Source organism: Halapricum desulfuricans (genome assembly GCF_017094465.1).
Taxonomy (GTDB): domain Archaea; phylum Halobacteriota; class Halobacteria; order Halobacteriales; family Haloarculaceae; genus Halapricum.
The window spans coordinates 1,318,212-1,337,612 of sequence record NZ_CP064791.1 but is presented as its reverse complement, the minus strand read 5'-3'; the positions used below and the strand labels follow the sequence as shown (position 1 = coordinate 1,337,612).

The following is a 19,401-nucleotide window of genomic DNA, read 5'->3' as shown; positions in this document are numbered from 1 at the left end:
GAGTGGGGGCGCGGTGAACGAGCAGTTTGGGGATCAGAAGATCTCGTCGGGGTCGGCTTCCGTGCGGTCACGGCGGGAGACGAGCAGGTCATCGAGCGCCTCACTCAACTGCGCCTCGTTGGGTAGCGCGTGGATTTCACAGTCGAACGCGACCGATTCGGTCGTGATCCTCGATTCGATCGTGTACGCGTGGGTCTGGAACGGACCGAGTTGCTCGGTCACCAGGTCGATCAGGGTCAGTTCCATGTCGTCGCTGAACGCCGGCGGGGTGTGGTCGACCGAGGTCCCCAGGACGTTTGCCCACCCGTCGATGAACCCCGAAGCCATGTTGTTACCCAGCTCTTCGAGTGCACTCCTGTGCATCTCCGTGAGCCCGTCGCCGTCCGGATCCGTCGGGAGCATTTCGTCGGCCACTCGGCGGGCCGACTCGTCGGGGAACATGATCGCCAGATGGCCGCTGGGTTTACCCTCGAACGCCAGCGTCGTCCCGACGTAGGAATCCGCGTCCAGACTCGTAGAGATATCGTCGATCGGAGTGAAGTTGATCCCGGAGATCTTGGTGTCGGTCTCGATACCAGTAAACGCCGTGACGCGATCGGCTGCAGCCTTCGTGCCCGCTCGTGTGAGATCGCTGAACACCGAGAGCTTGTCCAGCGGAAGTGGTGTGGATGCGCTGGATCCCGCCTCGAAGCGGTCGCTGTCGCCGTCATCGCCGAACAGACCGGATTCGCCGGCTGTATCCGCTCCATCGTCGCTGAATCCGGGTGTGTCGGACGCGCTCGCGGCGTCGTCTATCTCGGACGCACCGTCCGCTACGAGAGTGTCCGCCGAGTCGTCCGGGGTCGCGTCACTGGCCAGGAGCGTCTCCAGCGACGCTGCGTCGGGGACGAGATACAGTTTGACCCGGCCGGAGTGATCGACAGCGTCGATACTGCCCTGGAAGAGCGGTGTGCTCTCGGCGTCCTCGCTCACCGATTCGAAACCGAAGTCGTGCGCGGCCGGATCGGGGACGTACGTGACCGTCCCGACTCCCAGATCGTCGCCGACGTAGGACTCCCATTTCTCGACGAACGCGTCGAGTAACTCTCCGGCCAGATCGTCCACGCCGCTGTCACCGGCACAGTGCTCGCGAATCAGCGACCGTGCCCCGTCGTCGAAGGTCAGGATTGCGGTTCCCGAGGGCAGTCCGTTCACCTCGAACTTGAGACACTCCTCCTCGCCCGTCAGCAACGCGGCTACCAGATCCTGCTGGCTGGTGATCTGGATCCGTGTCGCGCCGATCTTCGTCTCGATACCGACCGCGTCCGAGAATCGCTGGCCCGCTCGTTCCGCCCCGTCTCTCGTCCGCAGATTGAGCTGTTCGAGCGAGTCGGCATCTACGTGCATACTCTCACCTCGTGCTATCGAGTGTTCCCGTCCACGCCGTTCGGTTGCGGATCTGTGCGTCCATTACGCGAGACACACGCCTACTGGCGTTAAGGCCTTTGGGAGCAGTTCTCAATTGTAGTAATCACACACTCGGAGCGACACAGTGACATCCCGGGGCACTGGACACGGGAACCCACCGAACCGCTACGAGGGGACGACAGTGATCTGTTTGCCCCGGTCGATCGCCTGCTCCAGTTCTTCGGCGATCGCACTCCCCCGGGACACCTGGATCTCGCCGCCGCGGGAGACCGTCGCCGTGAAGAGGTACTCGCTGTCGGCCTGGACCTCTACGGTGTCGCCCGTGTACTCGTGGGCCGGGACGATCACGTGTCGCGAGGTGATTTCCGGAGTGACAACGTCGCCGGTGGAACCGGTCGATCCGGCGTCATTGCTCTCGGCACTCGATCCGGACTTTCCGCCGGGCCGTTCGTCGAAGGTGCGCACGTCGATCTCGATGCCGAGTCGGTTCTCGATGTCGGAGATCCGACCGCCGCCCTTGCCGATGACGTGGCTGATGTCGTGTTCTTCGACCCAGACGACCGCACGGTTCGAACCTTGCAGTTCGACCTCGACGTGGCCATCCGCGACCGAGCGGATCTCGCGCTGGATCTCCTGGCGTGCGATCCGGTCGACGCCGCTCTCGTCGCTCTCGCCTTCGTTCAGCGGCACCGTCACGACCTGGCGGTTGAACGTGTATATCTCGTACTCCGGGCGGCCGGTCTCGAAGTCCTTGATAGTGATGACCGGCCGTGCCAGGTCTTCCTCCATCAGTCCCTCCGGAACCTTGACCTCCGTCTGTACGTCGTAGACCTTGGCGATCTCGCCGGCTTCGATGTAGACGACGGTATCGACGATCTGGGGGATCATCCCGAGTTCGACCCGTCCGACGAGTCGCTGGAGGGCGTCGATCGCGCGAGTAGCGTGGACGACGCCGATCATCCCCACACCTGCAAGGCGCATGTCCGCGAACACCTCGAAGTCGTCGGTCTTGCGGACCTCGTCGTAGATGGTGTAGTCCGGCCGGACCATCAACAGCGAGTCGGCGGTCTTGGCCATCTCCCCGCCCAGTGCCGTATACTGGGTGATGTCGTCACCGACCTGGAGGTCCCGGGGCTTCTCCATGGTCTTGACCGCGTAGTCGTTGTCAGTCAGAAACTCCGCGACAGCCTGGGCGAACGTGGACTTGCCGGCCCCCGGTGACCCGGAGATGAGGACGCCGCGCTGTTGGGTGGCGAGGCGATCGCGGAGTTCGTCGGCGTACTCGTAGTCGTCGAGGTCGGTCTTGACGATCGGCCGGACTGCGGTGATCTCCAGCGCGTCGGCGAAGGGGGGCCGGGCGATGGCGATCCGGTACTCGCGGAACTGGACGATACTCATCCCTGGCTCGTCAAGTTCGAGGAACCCGTCGGGGCTGGCCCGAGCGCTCTCCTCGATCTCGTGGGCGTACTCCGTCAGTTCGGATTCGGTGGCCGGCTCGTCGCGGATCCGCTGGTAGTGCATGTCACCGATGTCGCCGCGCTTGACCTTCGGGGCGACGCCGACCTTGAGGTGGACCGACATGGTCGACTCGTCGAAGAAGTTCTCGATCGAGAGTCGCTCGATGTCCCGGCCGTGGGGCTCGAGATAGATGACGTCGAGCCCCTTCGCCCGTGCGACCTCGCTCTGGACGACATCGCTGGTCAGAAGCGTCGCGTCGCGTTCGGCGGCGAGATCGCGGATCAGCGCGTCGATCTCTCCTTCGCCGGCCTCGCGTTTCTCGACCGCATCCGGGCGTCGTCCGACGTACTCGACAGTGATGTCGCCCGCGTCGTGGAGATCAGCGAGTTTCTGCAATTCCTCGAGGCCGTCCCAGCCCTGCTGGCGGCTGTCGTTGGCCTGCGCTTCGAGTTCGCCGACGACCGCCTCGGGGACGACAATCGTCGCCCCTGCGAGGTCGCCGTCGGCGATCTGCTCGGACACGCGGCCGTCGATGACCACGCTCGTGTCCGGTACTACGTCCATGCCTGATCTGGGCGACCGAGACTGATAAGCACGATGACTCCCCCTCCGCGGATCCGGCGGTCGCTCGGTGATATCTACAGAGAAAGCAAGGTGAGTGCCTCGGGGTCGTACGGAAGACTCTGTCTTCCGTGATGACGAGACGCTTCGCGTCTCGAACCACTTGACCCCGAAGCGGTTCACTGGCTGTACTGGCGTTTGCAGCGTTGTTCGAACGCCCGAATGCGTTCGAACTCTCGTGGACTGCCGACCGTCGTGCTGTCGAGGACTTCCGTGCTCCCGTCCTCGTAGACGCCAACACTCTCGATGTAGACGCCCATCACCCCGTCGGTCTGCTCGAACTCGATGGCCTCGATCTCGCCGTCAGTCATCGTGTGTGTCTGGCGAATCGAGGTACAAATACGCTTCCCTGAAACGGGCTCGGACAGCCTAGAGTCTGTATACGCCTACTAGGGATCCGTGTTATCGTCCCACATGTGCTGTGCGGTGTCGCTACCCCTCGACGCCCGTGGCCCGCAAGTACTCCTCCAGCAGCGTCGGGAACTGCCCGCCACGGACATACCGGAGGCCGAAGCGATCGGCCCACGCGATGATGCCCCGGTCCTCGGTGACGACGCCAGCGTCGAGTTCCTTCGCGAGCACGAGCAGATCGAAGTCCTCCCGGGAGTCGAGCACGCCCTGACGGAGTGCCTGACGGTACTTGTCCCGGAGGTTCGAGAGGACGCGGTCGGCCTCGGTCATGTATTCCTCGCCCGAGCCCAGCTTGTCGGGGTCGAGCTGTTCGACCTCCCGGAGTGCTTCCTCGGAGACTCGGAGTCCCCGATCGACCCGATCGCTCATCTCGTCGACGAACTGGTAGACGATGTCGGCGGGGATGTTCACGCCGTAGCGATCGGGGCTCTTGCGGACGACCCACGTTTCCAGCCGCTCGAAGACCTCCTCGCTCACGTCGCGCTCACGGAGCATCGTCACGAGTTCGTCGTGAATCGAGGGCGGCATGTGACAGGAGATGTTGAGCTCGAGCCGCGCCGTCGCGATCCGGTCCAGGAGCCTGAGGACGGCCTCTTCCAGGGATTCCTCGGGCTCGCGTATCTCCTCGGTGATGAAAAGCGACGTGTCGAGCACGAACTGCTGTCGCGGCAGTTCCGGGGGCATGTCCGGGAGTTGTACGTCGAAACCTATAGAACCACCCCCGCTGCTTTTGTCCGAATCAAGTGTAGTGATAACTATGGACAAAGACGCTTGGCACGAGCGACTCGAGACGAGTGCCGACACCCCGTCGGAACTGTTCGAGCACTTCCAGGCCCGTACCGACCACGGGCTGGAGTATTACCACCTGCCCGACGCCCGCCACGGCCTCGAACGCGGGACGGTCCTCGTCGAGACGACCGGCGCGGTCGTCCGTGGCTACCCCAGTGTCCCGCGCGTGCTCGTGCTCGATCCCGGCGTCCGGCACTACTTCGAGAGCGACCGCGTGACGATCGAGGAGAAACTCAACGGGTTCAACGTCAGGATCGCGGACGTCGACGGTACGACGGCGTTCACCCGTGGCGGCTACGTCTGCCCGTACACGACCGAGCGCGCCCGCCAGCTGCTCGATCCGGGTGATTTCTTTGCTGACCATCCCGAGACGATGCTCTGTGCGGAGCTGATCGGCCCGGAAAACCCCTATACAGTACACGATTACGACGAGACCGAGACCAACGCCTTCCGGATCTTCGACGTCCGCGATCGGACGAGCGGCCGCCCGCTCGCGCCCGAGCGGCGGCGTGAACTCTGTGCCGAGTACGGGTTCGAACAGCCCCAGACGTTCGGCTGGCACACTATCGACGATGCTCCTGGGGCTGTCCGTGACGCCATCGAGACCCTGGACACCGAGAGTCGGGAAGGCGTCGTGCTGAAATCAGAGGACGGGCAGTCACTCCTGAAGTACACCACCGAAGCGACCCACCACGCCGAACTGGCGGACGCGTTCGCATTACCATTCGAGTACGGACGGGACTTTCTGTTCTCGCGACTGCTCCGTGAGGCCTTTCAGACGGTCGAATTCGAGGACTCGCCCGATCGACGCCGCGAGCGTGCTCACGATCTCGGCGAGTCGATCCTGTTACCGTTCGCCGAGACGATCGAAGCCGTCGCCGACGGCGAGACGGTCGGCGAACGGCATACGGTTCGGGGCGATCCCGAGACGATCAACGCCCTGCTGGGCCACCTTCGGGAGTTCCAGTTGACTATCGATATCGAGTCGGATCGGCGCCTCGAGGGCGAGCGCGTGGTCACGTTCACGAAGGTCGCGGCCTCGACGAACGACCGGATCGAACACTACCTCGATGGCGGGATCGTCGACGAGTGACGAGTTCGACAGTCGACACCGAGTCGGTACGCCGATCGCCTCTCGGCCAATATCCCCGACAACCGCACGTACATGTTCCCAGAGCCGAATAGACGGTATGCGAACGACAACAGTTCTGGTGATCGGCGGTGGTGCGACCGGTGTCGGCGTCGCTCGCGACCTCGCACTCAGAGACGTCGACGTGACACTGGTCGAGCGAGACGGTCTGGCGAGTGGCACCTCCGGCCGCTCGCACGGATTGCTCCACAGCGGCGCACGCTACGCCGAATCCGACCGAGTCGGGGCTGAAGAGTGCATCGAAGAGAACCGGGTTCTCAAGGACATCGCGGGCGAGTGCATCCGCGACACCGGCGGCCTGTTCGTCCAGTTGACAGCGGACGATCCGGAGTACTTCGAACGGAAGCGCGACGCCTGTGAGACCGCGGAGATTCCGACGACGACGCTCGACGATGAGGCTGTTCGCGAACGCATTCCGGAAATCGCGTCGGACGTCGAGCGGGCGATGGAAGTGCCCGACGCCGTGATCTACCCGTCGCGGCTGGTCGCCGCAAACGCGGCCGACGCCCGTGATCACGGAGCGACGATTCACACGCACGCGCCGGTCGAGGATATCGCAATCGACGACGGCCGCGTCCAGCACGTCACCGTCGGCGGGAGCGTCGACGAGCGAATCGAGGCCGAGTACGTCGTCAACGCGACCGGCGCCTGGGCCGAGGCGCTCGCTGACATGGCCGATCTCGACGTCGCGATGCGGCCGACGCGCGGGGTGATGCTCTCGGTCGAATACGACGGTCTCGGACCGGTCCTGAACCGGGCTCGTGATCCCGACGACGGGGACATCATCGTCCCCCACGAGGGCGAGGTGGTTCTGGGGACGACCAGCGTCGAGGTCGATGATCCGGACGAGTACGCGCGTGAAGACTGGGAGATCGAGCGAACGGTCGAGGAATGTGCGGCGATGCTGCCGCCGGTCGCCGACGCCCCGACGGTTCGCACGTGGTGGGGCGTACGCCCGCTGTACGCGCCCGACGAGGACGAGCGGGGTGGCCGCGGGATCTCACGGGGCTTCTTCCAACTCGACCACGCCGACGACGGGGTCGAAAACGCCGTCAGCGTCGTCGGGGGAAAGCTGACCACCTACCGACAGATGGCCGAATCGACGACCGATCTCGTCTGTGAGCGACTCGGTGTCGACGGTGAGTGCGTGACGGCCGACCGGCCGTTGCCCGGGAGCGACGATCCCAAGCGACTCGACGAGTTCGTCGCGGAGTTCGACGCACAGGGCGAAACCGACGCGGGTATCGTCGGCCAGTACTGACTGAATCCCAATATTTCTCGCGTCTAAGCGATCGCGATCGTAATCTCAACACACTCGGCCCGTGTACCAAAACACATTTCTCGACGTGGGAGACATACGAAACTATGCGCCGGATACAAGAGGGGTCTGTCGGGGGCGACAACCGGGGTGTCTCTGAAGTACTCGGCACTGCGCTGTTGATCGGATTCGTCGTCACAGCGGCGGTGCTATTGCTGGTGATGGGCGGGAACACTGTCGAGCAAGTCGAAGAGCAAAACCGGGTCCAGTCCGCGACCCAGTCGTTCCAGCAGTTCGCGTCCGAAATCGAAGCGATACGACAGTCCGAATCGGAGTCCGTCGCGTTCGAACTGCCGGACGAGATAGCGAACGACGTAACGACTGAATCTCGGACCCGAATTACGTTGTATGCGAACGGAAACGCTTCCTGTACGACCGGCGAGATCGAATTGCAGTCGCTCGTCTACGAATCGGCGGACGGTGACGCTGTCGGGTACGAATTCGGTGGTGTGTGGGAGCAGACAGGACCGAACAGCAGTTCGATGGTCCGGGCACCGAACATCGAATACCGAGACGGACGATTGGCCGTCTCTCTGTCTCAGATGCAGACGGGGATGCACGGATCGAGTACGATCGATGCCCGTCTCAACGAGAGCGAGAGTCGTCGCATGACGGCCAATCTCACTCGCTCGCTGTTCGTCAACAAGACAGCAGTTGCATTGAGCGAGGGACCATCGACACCGGTCGGGCAACTCGAGAGCTGTCGCCCACAGGGTGTGGAAAACATCACTGTCGTGGTCGAGAACAGCCGATTCGCGACGGCCTGGCACAACTACGCGCTTCGTAACTACGACGACCGGCTGGTCGATGTCAGTCCCGGTGAAGACACCCAGGTCGGATCGGGCGATACCGTCGAAATCACGTATACGGTCCAGGATACCGAGTTCGCGAACTTCGAGGTGACGGGCGTGGACGCCGTTCCGAGTGCACCGGCAGACGAAGACGTATCCGTGAACACGACAGTCGAGAACACGGGCGATCTGACGAAAACGAACGATATCTCGTTTTCGATATATAAGGAGACGGCAAGCGGAGGATGGGATCCGGTCTCCGGAGCGGCGCCCCAGCACGTCGAAACCGAGAGGCTCGCCGGGGGAGAGGCAGTCGACTACGAGTTTACGATCCCCGGTGACGCCGTGAGCGACCCTGGCAGGTATCAATACCGCATCGAGACGGGAGATGACGTGTACTCCGATACGATCGATATTGGGGATACAGACGATGATTGGCCGCGTTTCGAGATCACGTCACTCGATGCGCCCGATAGTGCGCACCTATCCGGCAACCCACAGCTCAACGTGACAGTTCGAAACGAGGGAGACTTGCTCGGCAACCAGACGATCGCGTTCAGTTTCGACGGCGACCGGGAAGCCACTCGCACGGTCGGCCTCGGTCGCGAGGAGGAGGCGACGTTGACGTTCGATATTCCAACGGGGTCGAGTGGAACTGACATACCGTTGAACGTCACCTCGAACGACGACTTCGCGACGACGCTGATCGACATCGGGAGCGCAGCGTATTTCGATATCTCCGAGGCGGGATCGCCAACCGGTATCGACGCGGAGGAGACGTTCGAAATCAACGCGTCGATTACAAACACAGGTGGCGTTGACGGTACGCAGTCGGTCGAAATCCGGGTGCAAAACGCTTCGACAGGCACAGTCGTCGACCGGGGTGAATGGGAACCCACGCTCGACGGGCATCTCTCCGAGACCGGAGAAGAGAGCCGCGAACTCACGCTGACGGTCGATGGGGTCGCCACGCCAGGCCTGTACAATTACACCGTCCAGACGGGGGACGAGAACGTCACGCGGACGTTCTACGTAGGGGAGAAAGCGACCGATTTCTTCCAGGTCTCGAGCGTGCGAGCCACTCCGAACCCAGTCGAACAGGGTAACACGACGACGGTAACGGCGGTAATCAACAACACAGGGGCGAGCAGCGCCGAACAGACGATCGAATTCGCCTTCGCGGACGGGACGAGCAAGACTGATACCGTATCGCTTGCTCCCGGTTCCGGAACGACCGTCACGTTTGACTACGAGGTCCCGGAGGCGCTTCCGGCCGGGGCTTACGAGTACACGGTGTCGACGGCCAACTCCTCGGCGACCGACCAGATCCGTGTGGCCGCGAATCTCTCAGGTGCGTTCGAATCGGGTGATGATGGGCAGATAGAGATCGACGGTGATACGACTGCCCGGCTGCAGGTGCTCGGAACGGAGCCGACTGCGACATCGTACGATTATGACTACGTCGGCTGGTCGAACGGGGACTGGTGGTGGGACAGCGACGGCGGGTGGATATACGACCCGAACGACGGGAACTACCGGATCGACGGCGGCGAGATCAGTCGTGCTCCCACAGTGATGGACATCGTCACGGAAAACGAGACTGCCGGACGCGTCGAACACAACGTGTGGAGCGGGGACGATCTGAACCGTCCCAGGAACTGGGAGAGGCAGGTCGATCGCAATCCGTATTTCAACCGGACCGTGACTGTCTCGGAGGCATCGTCGCTGTGGGTTTCCGCAACCACCTACGGGTGTGAGAGGTACGGATACACGGACACCGGACTCGACAGGTACGTCGATCCATACGGCTGGTTCGATCGAAACCGGTGTACTGATTGGGGCAGTGAGCTGGTTTCGACCAACAGCAACCAGAACACTGAAAATGTCGTCATCCTCGGTGACAACGAAACAGTGCCATCGTGGGGTAGTGCGAGTCCGGATCAGCGTAGCATCGGTGACATTCTCGAAGACAAGTTCGATCCCGATACGGGGCGGCTCAACCTCGAAGACGATCAGTTGGTGATGCTGTTCGAACTCACCCAGCCGGACGCTGATCCGGACGACGCGGATCCATCGACTAGCGGCGACCCCGACTACAACGACGCAGTCGTGTTGTTCGAAGTCGTCAATCGGACTCGAACAGTAAAGACACCGGCCCGTCTGGTGATCAGCGATCTGCAGACACCGGCCGTCGTCGAAGAAGGTGAAACCGACACGCTTCGTGTTGAGGTGACCAACAGGGGCGGTCAGGTCGGATCGACCGATGTTACGTATCACTTCGATGGGGCTGCAGCCGGTAGCACTGCGACAGGCGAACTCGAGCACAACGAGAGCACCTGGATCGAGTTCGATATCCCGCCGAACGCAGGCTACGATCCGGGCACCTACGAGTACGAACTCGGATTGACTGCGAATCCGAACCAGACCCGCTCCGGAAACGTCTACGTCGGTTCCGATCGCGGACCTCGATTCATCGTACAGGGCTTCGAGCGAGCGTACCCGCGGGGCGTCCCGCTAGATTCGGACGCGTCCGTGACGGCGACAGTTGCGAACGTCGGTGACGAAGACGCGACGATGCCGGTTCGCTGGTTCGTCGATGGTGAGTCCCGGAGCAGCGAAGCGATCACGCTCCCGGCCGGCGAATCCACGACTGTCACCTTCGATGGCGTTCCGACCGATGAGACGGGACCGATCAGCGTCGAAGCCACCGCGGACAACACCGGATACGACGCGGACAACAGCAGTCAACGCGGGACGATCACCGTCGAAACCGAAACGTTCGTCGTCAACCGAGTCCGAGTCGGAACGGAGAGCTACGACGAAGACGAACTGATCCTCGTCACTAGTCTGTCCGACCTCGATGGCCTCATCGAGAACACGGCTACCGTCGCGGGCACGCAACAGGTCGATTTCACGCTAACGAATCGCTCGACCGGCGAGACGAGGACGGCAACTACCGACGTCTCGCTGGACGGTACCAGCGCGACGTTCGAACGGTTCGGCCTAGGATCGTGGTCGAACGCGACCGGCTACTACGATTACGAGATCGAGACCGAAGACGACAGGTTCACCGGGACGATCCAGATCGTGCCCGCTGCCGAGGCTTACCCCGATGCCCAGAACCCGGAATACATCTCCATCGATATGAACGTCATCACCTTCGAATGACTGTGTAAGCACTTGCAGCGACAGTTTTGATTGGTGCCGACCAGATATTTACCCACCTGACAAAATTGACGGCGCTCGATGGCTTCCGGCCCTGCCGGAACGGAGACCGTTCGAGCGTCGGCTTGCTCTGTTCAGGGACTTCTGTGAGCGCCGGCTGGGGCACAGCGCAAACACCGTCCATCCACGTCTCGGTCAGTAGACCACGTCGAGCGTGATCGTCGTCGTCCGCACGGATACCCCATCGAGGCCGCTACACCGGTACCCATCGCCCGTTTCTGTCCAGCCGTCGGGACTCGTCTCGAAGTACTGCCGCCAGGCATCGGGATTGCGGGTGTCGTCGATTTCGATTTCGACGGCGGTCGCGTTATTCCGCCATTGGCCAGCAACCGGGTACAGCGCACGCTCCGAGGTATGCCGCCCCGACAACTCGACCGTGCCGGGCGCGGAGATACTGAGCTGACCCGTCACCTTCGATATGTCGACGACTGCGGTCCGACCATCACACGATATCGCCGGATCCGACAGGACGAACTGCCCGTCGCCCTGGGTTCGGTATGCGATTCCACCTTCATACACCATCTCGGCGTTGTCGTTCGGGGTGAGAACGAGTGCCCCGACGTCGATGGATCGCGTCATCGTCTCGTTCGGCGTCTCGATGATGACTCTCACCTGTGACTCCTCGACGACCGAAATCGTGCCGCCGTCGAGACCGACCGCGACCGATCGGCTCGGCGCGTCTTCTCGATGGATGTCTGCGAGTGTTTCGGACACACCTTCCATCGTCCGATCGACGCTCCGGATCTGCTCGTCGTCACGGACTTCTTCGAGACTGTCGAATCCGAGCATGTACACCGTGCTGACGGACAGAATGATGATCCCGAACGTCAGGACGAAGGCCACGAGATCGGAGACGCCACGTTCGTCAGTCATCGATCCACACCCCCGATAGTCAGACATTCCCGACCGGCGTCATAGTAGATCCGTATCTCACCGCTGCTTTTGTACCCTTCACAGACTGCAGTGGTATTGCCGAGTTTGGTCGGAACCGACATATCGTAGTTCGGGTTCGAAGAGTTGGCATACAGAGTGACTGTCCCGTCCGACGCGACTGACAGCCGGACCGTATAGACGACCCCTCCGACGCGGTCGGGATACGTGACTGTCGTGTTCACGTCACTCGAAACGTTTCCGTTCGCGACGGTTCGATCGATCTCGTGGAGTTCAGTGACGACGCTATCGCCGACATCGAGCAGGCCGGCACGGATGACACGCTCTTTTTGCTGGTCGAGCATCGATCCAGTGCTGAAAAGCAGGGTCGTGATCAACAACGCCGTGATACCGAGGGTGAGCGCGTGTGTGATCGCGATCGATGCCGCTCGCGTGTCCCCGTGAAATCGCCGATCAGTCATTCCACATCCCCTCCCGGATGGTACGTGACGGATATCGTCCGGGTATACTGGATTTCCGGCTGGTGGTAGTAGATATCGAACGCCGGATGGAAGACTGGAATTTCGGTCGCGTTGACGCTGTCGGGTATCTCAGCGGCTGCCACACCGTCCGTTGCGATCCGGTACCGGCCCGTCGCACTTTTTTCACCACCGCCTTCGCCACTTCCCGGGAACCCGTCCCGGAAGGAGATATCGTACGGTGTTGAGACGTTTGCAGCGAACGTCCACAGCCCGGTCACCGGTTCCGCTGTCGCTGCTGTGTCGATCCGGCCCGCTGTCACGTCGATCTCGTATGGACCGTCGTCGCCGATCCACGACACGTCGTCTTCTCGGTAGGCCTCCTGGAGTCCTCGATCCGTGTAAACGGACACCTGTTTCCCCTCAGCAGATCCCCCTCCAGAATCGTTCAGTTTGAGCGACCACCAGTGACCATTGTCGTCGGTCACATTGATATACAACGGGCTTTCTTTGGCGTCGGAACCGTTCCCCGTCGCGTCCGGCCACTCGTCTACGATGATCCGAAACGGCTCGGTAACGGTAGCATCGGAAACGACAGTCCAGTTCTGGGCACCGTCCTCGCCTTCGAACTGTCCCTCAGTAGACTGATTCAACAACCAGCCGCTTCCGGACGCGGTCGTGTTCACGGAGATGTTGAGGTACGCTGATCGCCGGTCAGCGGCCAGCCGCGTGTAAACGCGGCTCAGTTGGGAGACGTTCCGCTGGAGATGCTCCTCGAAGGTGAGAAGCGACGTATCGCTACCCACACGGTCGACCAGCCCGTCAAGGTCGGATTCGGCCATCTCGACGGTCCGTTCCGAATCGGAAATCGCGTCGTCGGTACCCGACGTGCCGACCGTATCAGTGTACTTCATACCGTTGAGCAAGACGACGCCGCCGACGACCACGAGCGCGATCGCGACTGCACCGACCAACAGCAACTGCCCTCGCTCGTCGCTCGGCCCAGTCACCATACAACCACCCGCACTTCGACGACGTTGTAAACCGGGGAGTTCGGAGCGATGTCTTCGACGTACCAGCCATGTCTCTCCGAGTAGTCTTCCAACGTCGCCCCCGTCCGTCCACACTTCGGATCGCTGCCGAACCGCGTCGGCATATCGTCGTAGAGGACGACAGTTCGGCTCGCAACGACCGAAGAATCAGTCGGAGCGACGACGCCGGAATCGGCCGCCGTTCGATTCATCGAGACCAGTTCTCGCTCTTTCTGCCCGGTCTCCTCGTCCCAGTAGTAGAGATACACGTTGTAGTTGCGGTTTCGCTCGTCGAAGGTTGTGTTCAACAGGCGCTCGAACGTGGTCGCATCCGGCCCCGCTATCTGTCCGGAGAAAACGTACCCGCCAGTCGATTCGGGGTTGACGCCGTAACACCGCGTGACGTTGCTGAGACTTCCCTCCGAAGCGGCGATATCCAGCGCGTCCTGTGCCCGGGTCTCGAGCGAACTCGTTTCGCTCGCGGCTTCGCTCGTCCAGGGGCCGACGTCCACTGCCTGTAACCCGTAGAGGAGGGCAGTCAGCACGACGATCGCACTGAACATGCCTTCCAGCGTATACGCCTGTCCACGTCTGTCAGTCATCGTCTCACCACACCCTCACGACGAGCCAGCAGCTCGGATCACAGATTGTCTCGTTGTCCATTGTAACCACCCTGATCGAACGTGCAGCAGCCTGACCACGGTACGTATCACCGTACGATAGCGTGTTTCCCCGATGGACTGCCGGAACCAGTTCGTCCCGGTCGGACAGCGTGGACGCATTGACCAGAAACACCTGGATATCGGGTGGGAGCCGTCGATCCGTACTCGTATTCAACGACGTCTGATCGCGAAGCGCGTTCATTCCGGCTTCGGTCGAAAGTGTGTCGTGAAGGCCCCCCGGGCCATCGTACCTGAGTTCGTGTGACTGGTCCTCGACGCTGTAGTTCGTGAGGATATATTCGGCCACCCTATCGGCCTGGCTCGAACGGATCCCGTCGGTCGGGCTGTCGTAAGACGCGAACACGTTCGGCAGATACGCGATGACGAAAAACGTCGCGAGGAGGACGACGACCACGCCGACGACATAGTCTTGGAGTGTCTGTCCCCGCTCGTCCGTCAGGAATCGTCCCCGTCCCATAGCTGAGTTACCCGTGTTCGAAGTCGCCGCAGATCGTGACCGATCGGGCCCACCACCAGCAGTGCGAGTGCTGCCTCGGCCGTCTCGTTCGATCCGACAGCCGTATCGCTGCCACCGACGGCGATCCAGACCACCAGCGCGATGGTCGAGAGGATCACCGCGTACTTGACGCCTGATACCAGGTTGACATCCCTAATATAGCCTGCGATAAACGACGAGAGGATCGCCTGGAGTGTCACCGCGTGGAAGAACAGCATCGATAGCGGTCCCAGCGAATCGACCGAGAACTGGCCACCCTGTGCGCCGCTGCCGGACGACGCCGATTCCAGCCCCTGCATCGTATCCAGGAACTGCATCTTCAGGAGCGCGATCACGCCCAGCAGCGTGAGATACGTCATGATGATGATCACGACTTGCATCCGCGTGCGGGACTTGCGATCGCGTTCGATGTCGTCCTGATTCTCGCTGGCCTGTGCTGCCGTCGAGAGAACGTCCTGGATCTGGCTGGAGGCCTCCTGTGCCTCACTGATCAGCTTCACCGTCCGGGCCATCCGCGGGACGTGGAACTTGTTGTTGAACTCCCGGAGGCTCTGCTTGAGGCTCGTCCCGTAGTTCGTCTTCGCGTGAATCGTATCGAGCTCGTCGGCCAGCCGGCCCGTCGAGGTGTCGGCGACGACGTTGATCGACTCCAGCAACGTCATGCCGGTGTCGTTCGCGCTGGCGAGTTTGCGGAGGTTTTCCGAGAGCTTGCCGATCACGGACTTCCGGTATCGCTGGTTCCACTCGTAGAAGATCGCCAGCGGAATGAAGTTGATGTACATCGGCAGGTAGACCCAGAAGAACGTCTGCTGGATCGGGTCCTCGGCCATCGCGGAGAAGAATCCGGTGCCGTCGGCCGTCTGAAACGGGAACGGCAGTGCCGCCCACCCGGCGACGATCGACAGACCGAGCGCGAGCAGGGATATCGGGACGGTCAGTCCGAGTACGTACAGCGGGTTGTCCCGGAAGAAGATATGCGGTTGCCGAACGATTTCCCCGACCTGATAGGAGCCCTCGCGGTTCTTGACCCGGTCGAAGACGCTATATTCGCCGGTGAACTGCTTGACCAGTCCCAGATTGAGAACGCCGGATTTCGTCGGCTGGCCACCGTCACCACGTGTCGCTTCGAGGTAACCGTCGCCGACCGTGTCCTGTGTCACTGTCGACACCAACACCAGGAACGCCATGCTCGTCAACGGGATCAGTCCGTAGACGGTCCCGTACATGAGCATCGGGTTCCCGTTGCCCATCATGTTCATGATGACCAGAATGATGATCAAAAGCAGCGGGAACAGCGAGATCGTCATGTACATCTCGCCGAACAGCTCCAGCGTCTCCAGCAGCTTCTGTTGTTCCTGCTTGGCAGTCCGCATGTGCTTGTTCTTTTGATCCTCCAGGAAGCTCGTCATGTCCCCGCCGGAGTTGATGATCGAGAGCATGTCCGTCAGGAACTGACTGAGCTCGTCGCTCGGTGTTTGCAGCGCCTGGTTGCGAATCGCCGTCCGGTAGTCGGTGTCGAAGTATTCGGTTTCGAGAACGATCGACTGGAACTCCTGGGCGACTTCGCCGTAGGTGTCCTCGGCCGCGGCCATCGCTTCGAGGATCTCCAGCTGGTTGAGCCCCCCGACCGACAACGCGTACATGAACGAAATCGAATCGGAGAGCAGCACGTTGATCTCTCGCTTGCGGGCGTTCGACCGGAAGTACGGGATCGACACCAGCGAGCCGAAACCGATAGTAAAGCCGATCGCACCGAAAAACAGGCCCGTTACGAGAATGATCGCCGGGAATTTTAGCGTGTTCACGAGCTGGTTGTACTGACCCAGGTCGATACCGAGGATGAGCCAGTCCTCGGGCAATAGCATCGAGACGATGAGATAGCCCAGCAGCGAACCGACGAGCCACAGCGCGAACCCGGAGATGACGCCGACCGCGAGCGCACGCGAGAGGAACATCTCGACGTTGTCCGCCATCCGCGCCTCCGCGAGCTTGTCTTCGACGTTGGCGACGAAATCGCCCTCCTCGTCGAACAGCCACTGGTACAGCGGATAAAACGTGTCTCCGAGGGTACTGGAACTGCCGAGTGTCGCCTCCGAGGTGCGCGTGTCGAGACTCATTCTTCCTCAGACGCCTCCGCGCCGGCCTTGGGCACGAACTGGCCGAAATCAGTCTCCTCCGTCGTCTCGCTGTCGACCTCGATATCGTCGTCCGGTTCGACGCCGGTGAGCGCCTCGACGATATCCGACGTTTCCTCCGAGCGGAGCTGACGGAACAGCGGATCCGCGTTGTCGAGGATCTCCTCGGCCTCCCCGAGGATCTCCTCGCCCGGATCCGGCCGGGGGACGAGTTCCTCCTTTTCGGCGTCGACCTCGATCTGCACGGATTCCATCTCCCGCAGGTCCTCGAGGCTCCGCTCGAGCTGGTCGTTGGCGATCAGCGTCATGATCGTGTTCGGGTCGTTGATGAACGCCTGCAGCGTCGCGGCGACCTCCGTGTAGGTGTTGAGGTTCTGCTCGATGAGATACGCCAGCACGACCTTGCGCTTGAACAGCTCCTCGTCCAGCCGGTCCTGTCCCCACCCGCGGTCGAACTTGATCTCCTCCAGGGTGTTCGAGTTACCCATCTGGATGAACTGGTCGGTATCGGCCTGCCACTGGTAGACGTCCCGGACGTTGATCTCGTCGTTTTCGGGCGTGTACTCGTTGATCTCGGTCAGAGTCTTGTTCCGGCGAACTTTCGACCCGTCGACCCGGGTCTGAGTCTGGATGCTGACCAGATCCAGCGCGGTGAACAGCGTCTTCGAGACGTTGATCGGGTCGGTCGTGAATCGCTTGATGACCTCGCCCACCGAGTCGGCGTGGAACGTGGTGTAGGTCGTGTGGCCGGTCGACATGACCTGGAACAGCGTCCGACCTTCCTCACCACGGACCTCGCCCATGACGATGTAGTCGGGACGCTGACGCAGTGCGGCCTCCAGCAGGTCGAACTCGTCGACGTCGCCGGTATCGTCCTGCCCGAATGAAGGCCGAGTGACGCTCGCGACCCAGTTTCGCTGGGGCAACTCGACCTCGCGAGTGTCCTCGATGGAGACGATTTTGGAGTTGCTCGGGATGAACAGCGAGATGGCGTTCAGGCTGGTCGTCTTCCCCGAGGCGGTCCCCCCGGCGAAGATCATCGATTTGTTGTTCTCGATACACAGCCAGAGAAACGCCATCTCGTCGAGCGAGAAGGTGTTCCAGTTGATGAGGTCGATCGGGGTGAAGGGGACGTCCTTGAACTGGCGGATCGTGTAGTTGGTCCCGTGATCGGAGACCTCCTTGCCGAGCGTGAGCTGGGCGCGCGAGCCGTCCGGCAGCGTCGCGTCGACCTGTGGCTGGCGCTTGGAGATGCCCTTGCCCGAGCGCTGGGCGAGTTTCACGACGAAGTCGTCCAGTTCCGATTCGCCGTGTTCGACGTTGGAGATGATGTTCTCGTACTCGGTGTGATAGACGAACACCCGGGAGTTGTACCCGTCACAGGAGACGTCCTCGACGTTGATGTCGTGTTTGATCGGATCGATCTTCGCGTAGCCGATGAAATCGCGCTTGAGATAGTACAGCAGCTTCTCGATCTGGTACTCCGTGAGCGTCTTGGGGTCGTCAGCGAGAACAGCCGGCTCGGGCCGCGTTTTGATCCCCTCGAGCTCGCCGGAGGACGCCTCGACATCGAGGTCCATCCCGAGGAACTTCTTCAGTTTCCCGAGCTGGCCGGTACCGTTAGACGTCGGGCCGCTATAGAGGTCGTAGCGCTCGAGTAGCTTTTCCGTCTCGCGCTGGATCACGTTCGCGCGCTCGGCCTGCGAGCCGTCGACTGCGATCTCGTCGTCGGCGTACTTGATCGCCGTTCGAAGCTTTCTGGAGAGAAAGTCACGAAGGTCCTCCTCAATCGGATTCAGGTGGGGCTGGACGACGTAGTATTTCCGCTCGTTCTCCTTTCGCGAATGGAAGACGATCGCACACGCGTAGGGTTTGTTCACCCAGTAGCGCTCGACCTCGTCGAAGTGCTGTTTTTTCTCCATCGGGACGGCCTTCTCCAGGTCATAGCGGTTGACGACCGTCGTATGGCCCTCCATCGTCGAGAAGAAGCTGTCCTCGTCGAGCTCTTCGTTGACGTCGACCGTGCGCTCGTCGACGAGCGATTTGAGCGTCGCGGCGTCGTCCTGTGCGCCACTGAGCCGCGACTCGGTCTCGTCCGGATCGAATCCGAGGTACTCCTCGGGCTCGAACGGGATCTTGTTCCCGTCGCCGTCGCGCGGGGGCTCGTCGCCGCTCTCGTAGTAATACTCCCGTTTGAAGTGTTCCCAGAAATACTCGCCCTTGGCGACCGGGGTCGTGTCGAGATCGAGAAACGACTGCCAGTGTCGATCGAGTGTCTTGCCAGCCGTTGCCCCGTCTTCGAGACGGTCGCCCGTATGCTGTGGATCGAATCCGAGATACTTGCTTCGGTCGAACCGTCCACCGTCGTGGAACTCCCGTCTGAAATCAGTCCAGTCGTACTCCCCTCCGGCACTGACGTCCTGTAGTAACCGATCGTCGTCGGAGTGAGTCGCCTCACCCTCTCCCCCGTCAGTGTCATCGATTGCCATTAGTTCCTTGTTCGGCGGTTATCCGGGAAAAACTTTATGTAAATGATA

At 61.5% G+C, this 19,401-nt stretch carries 14 protein-coding genes; 3 read left to right on the top strand and 11 right to left on the bottom strand.

Features of this window, described 5'->3' with window-relative positions; genetic code table 11:
- Positions 1 to 33: 33 nt before the first annotated feature.
- The 4 genes from HSEST_RS06810 to HSEST_RS06795 form a co-directional block, all read right to left on the bottom strand.
- Positions 34 to 1,386, bottom strand: a complete 1,353-nt coding sequence (locus tag HSEST_RS06810; RefSeq protein ID WP_229122942.1) for a chemotaxis protein CheC — start codon at positions 1,384 to 1,386, stop codon at positions 34 to 36.
- Positions 1,387 to 1,572: 186 nt separating this feature from the next.
- Entirely contained in the window at positions 1,573 to 3,429 is a 1,857-nt protein-coding gene (locus HSEST_RS06805) for a PINc/VapC family ATPase (RefSeq protein ID WP_229122941.1), read from the bottom strand.
- 176 nt (positions 3,430 to 3,605) lie between these two features.
- Positions 3,606 to 3,797, bottom strand: coding sequence for a hypothetical protein (locus HSEST_RS06800; protein ID WP_229122940.1), 192 nt, complete (start codon positions 3,795 to 3,797; stop codon positions 3,606 to 3,608).
- Between the two features lie 121 nt (positions 3,798 to 3,918).
- Positions 3,919 to 4,581, bottom strand: a complete 663-nt coding sequence (locus HSEST_RS06795) for an RNA ligase partner protein (protein ID WP_229122939.1) — start codon at positions 4,579 to 4,581, stop codon at positions 3,919 to 3,921.
- Positions 4,582 to 4,654: 73 nt separating this feature from the next.
- Between HSEST_RS06795 and HSEST_RS06790 the strand changes: the two genes are divergently transcribed.
- The 3 genes from HSEST_RS06790 (at position 4,655) to HSEST_RS06780 (ending at position 11,113) form a co-directional block, all read left to right on the top strand.
- Positions 4,655 to 5,779: an RNA ligase gene (locus HSEST_RS06790; RefSeq protein WP_229122938.1), complete on the top strand. Its 1,125-nt coding sequence runs from the start codon at positions 4,655 to 4,657 to the stop codon at positions 5,777 to 5,779.
- 97 nt (positions 5,780 to 5,876) lie between these two features.
- Positions 5,877 to 7,097 carry an FAD-dependent oxidoreductase gene (locus HSEST_RS06785; RefSeq protein WP_229122937.1) on the top strand — a complete coding sequence of 407 codons (1,221 nt, stop codon included), beginning with the start codon at positions 5,877 to 5,879 and terminating at the stop codon, positions 7,095 to 7,097.
- Positions 7,098 to 7,201: 104 nt separating this feature from the next.
- On the top strand, positions 7,202 to 11,113 hold the full coding sequence (locus HSEST_RS06780; RefSeq protein ID WP_229122936.1) for a DUF7289 family protein: 3,912 nt from the start codon (positions 7,202 to 7,204) through the stop codon (positions 11,111 to 11,113).
- 192 nt (positions 11,114 to 11,305) lie between these two features.
- Here the strand turns inward: HSEST_RS06780 and HSEST_RS06775 are convergent, their stop codons facing one another.
- Genes HSEST_RS06775 through HSEST_RS06745 form a run of 7 tightly spaced genes read right to left on the bottom strand, consistent with a single transcriptional unit; the run spans position 11,306 to position 19,353 of the window.
- On the bottom strand, positions 11,306 to 12,043 hold the full coding sequence (locus HSEST_RS06775) for a DUF7289 family protein (RefSeq protein WP_229122935.1): 738 nt from the start codon (positions 12,041 to 12,043) through the stop codon (positions 11,306 to 11,308).
- On the bottom strand, positions 12,040 to 12,522 hold the full coding sequence (locus HSEST_RS06770) for a DUF7266 family protein (protein WP_229122934.1): 483 nt from the start codon (positions 12,520 to 12,522) through the stop codon (positions 12,040 to 12,042). The genes HSEST_RS06775 and HSEST_RS06770 overlap by 4 nt, the downstream gene beginning before the upstream one ends.
- On the bottom strand, positions 12,519 to 13,532 hold the full coding sequence (locus tag HSEST_RS06765) for a DUF7261 family protein (RefSeq protein WP_229122933.1): 1,014 nt from the start codon (positions 13,530 to 13,532) through the stop codon (positions 12,519 to 12,521). Before HSEST_RS06765 ends, HSEST_RS06770 begins: the two co-directional genes overlap by 4 nt.
- Positions 13,526 to 14,152: a DUF7288 family protein gene (locus HSEST_RS06760; RefSeq protein WP_229122932.1), complete on the bottom strand. Its 627-nt coding sequence runs from the start codon at positions 14,150 to 14,152 to the stop codon at positions 13,526 to 13,528. Before HSEST_RS06760 ends, HSEST_RS06765 begins: the two co-directional genes overlap by 7 nt.
- A 4-nt stretch (positions 14,153 to 14,156) precedes the next feature.
- Complete coding sequence (locus tag HSEST_RS06755) at positions 14,157 to 14,690, bottom strand: DUF7287 family protein (protein WP_229122931.1); 534 nt, start codon at positions 14,688 to 14,690, stop codon at positions 14,157 to 14,159.
- Positions 14,669 to 16,846, bottom strand: coding sequence for a type II secretion system F family protein (locus tag HSEST_RS06750; RefSeq protein ID WP_229122930.1), 2,178 nt, complete (start codon positions 16,844 to 16,846; stop codon positions 14,669 to 14,671). Before HSEST_RS06750 ends, HSEST_RS06755 begins: the two co-directional genes overlap by 22 nt.
- Entirely contained in the window at positions 16,843 to 19,353 is a 2,511-nt protein-coding gene (locus tag HSEST_RS06745; protein ID WP_229122929.1) for a type II/IV secretion system ATPase subunit, read from the bottom strand. Before HSEST_RS06745 ends, HSEST_RS06750 begins: the two co-directional genes overlap by 4 nt.
- Positions 19,354 to 19,401: the final 48 nt, after the last annotated feature.

What these genes read in the sequence shown, in the direction of transcription:
- HSEST_RS06760 (WP_229122932.1), bottom strand. Translation starts at nt 14,152, where the DNA reads ATGACTGACAGACGTGGACAGGCGTATACGCTGGAAGGCATGTTCAGT.
- HSEST_RS06775 (WP_229122935.1), bottom strand. Translation starts at nt 12,043, where the DNA reads ATGACTGACGAACGTGGCGTCTCCGATCTCGTGGCCTTCGTCCTGACG.
- HSEST_RS06795 (WP_229122939.1), bottom strand. Translation starts at nt 4,581, where the DNA reads ATGCCCCCGGAACTGCCGCGACAGCAGTTCGTGCTCGACACGTCGCTT.
- HSEST_RS06800 (WP_229122940.1), bottom strand. Translation starts at nt 3,797, where the DNA reads ATGACTGACGGCGAGATCGAGGCCATCGAGTTCGAGCAGACCGACGGG.
- HSEST_RS06785 (WP_229122937.1), top strand. Translation starts at nt 5,877, where the DNA reads ATGCGAACGACAACAGTTCTGGTGATCGGCGGTGGTGCGACCGGTGTC.
- HSEST_RS06770 (WP_229122934.1), bottom strand. Translation starts at nt 12,522, where the DNA reads ATGACTGATCGGCGATTTCACGGGGACACGCGAGCGGCATCGATCGCG.
- HSEST_RS06765 (WP_229122933.1), bottom strand. Translation starts at nt 13,532, where the DNA reads ATGGTGACTGGGCCGAGCGACGAGCGAGGGCAGTTGCTGTTGGTCGGT.
- HSEST_RS06810 (WP_229122942.1), bottom strand. Translation starts at nt 1,386, where the DNA reads ATGCACGTAGATGCCGACTCGCTCGAACAGCTCAATCTGCGGACGAGA.
- HSEST_RS06805 (WP_229122941.1), bottom strand. Translation starts at nt 3,429, where the DNA reads ATGGACGTAGTACCGGACACGAGCGTGGTCATCGACGGCCGCGTGTCC.
- HSEST_RS06750 (WP_229122930.1), bottom strand. Translation starts at nt 16,846, where the DNA reads ATGAGTCTCGACACGCGCACCTCGGAGGCGACACTCGGCAGTTCCAGT.
- HSEST_RS06745 (WP_229122929.1), bottom strand. Translation starts at nt 19,353, where the DNA reads ATGGCAATCGATGACACTGACGGGGGAGAGGGTGAGGCGACTCACTCC.
- HSEST_RS06780 (WP_229122936.1), top strand. Translation starts at nt 7,202, where the DNA reads ATGCGCCGGATACAAGAGGGGTCTGTCGGGGGCGACAACCGGGGTGTC.
- HSEST_RS06790 (WP_229122938.1), top strand. Translation starts at nt 4,655, where the DNA reads ATGGACAAAGACGCTTGGCACGAGCGACTCGAGACGAGTGCCGACACC.
- HSEST_RS06755 (WP_229122931.1), bottom strand. Translation starts at nt 14,690, where the DNA reads ATGGGACGGGGACGATTCCTGACGGACGAGCGGGGACAGACACTCCAA.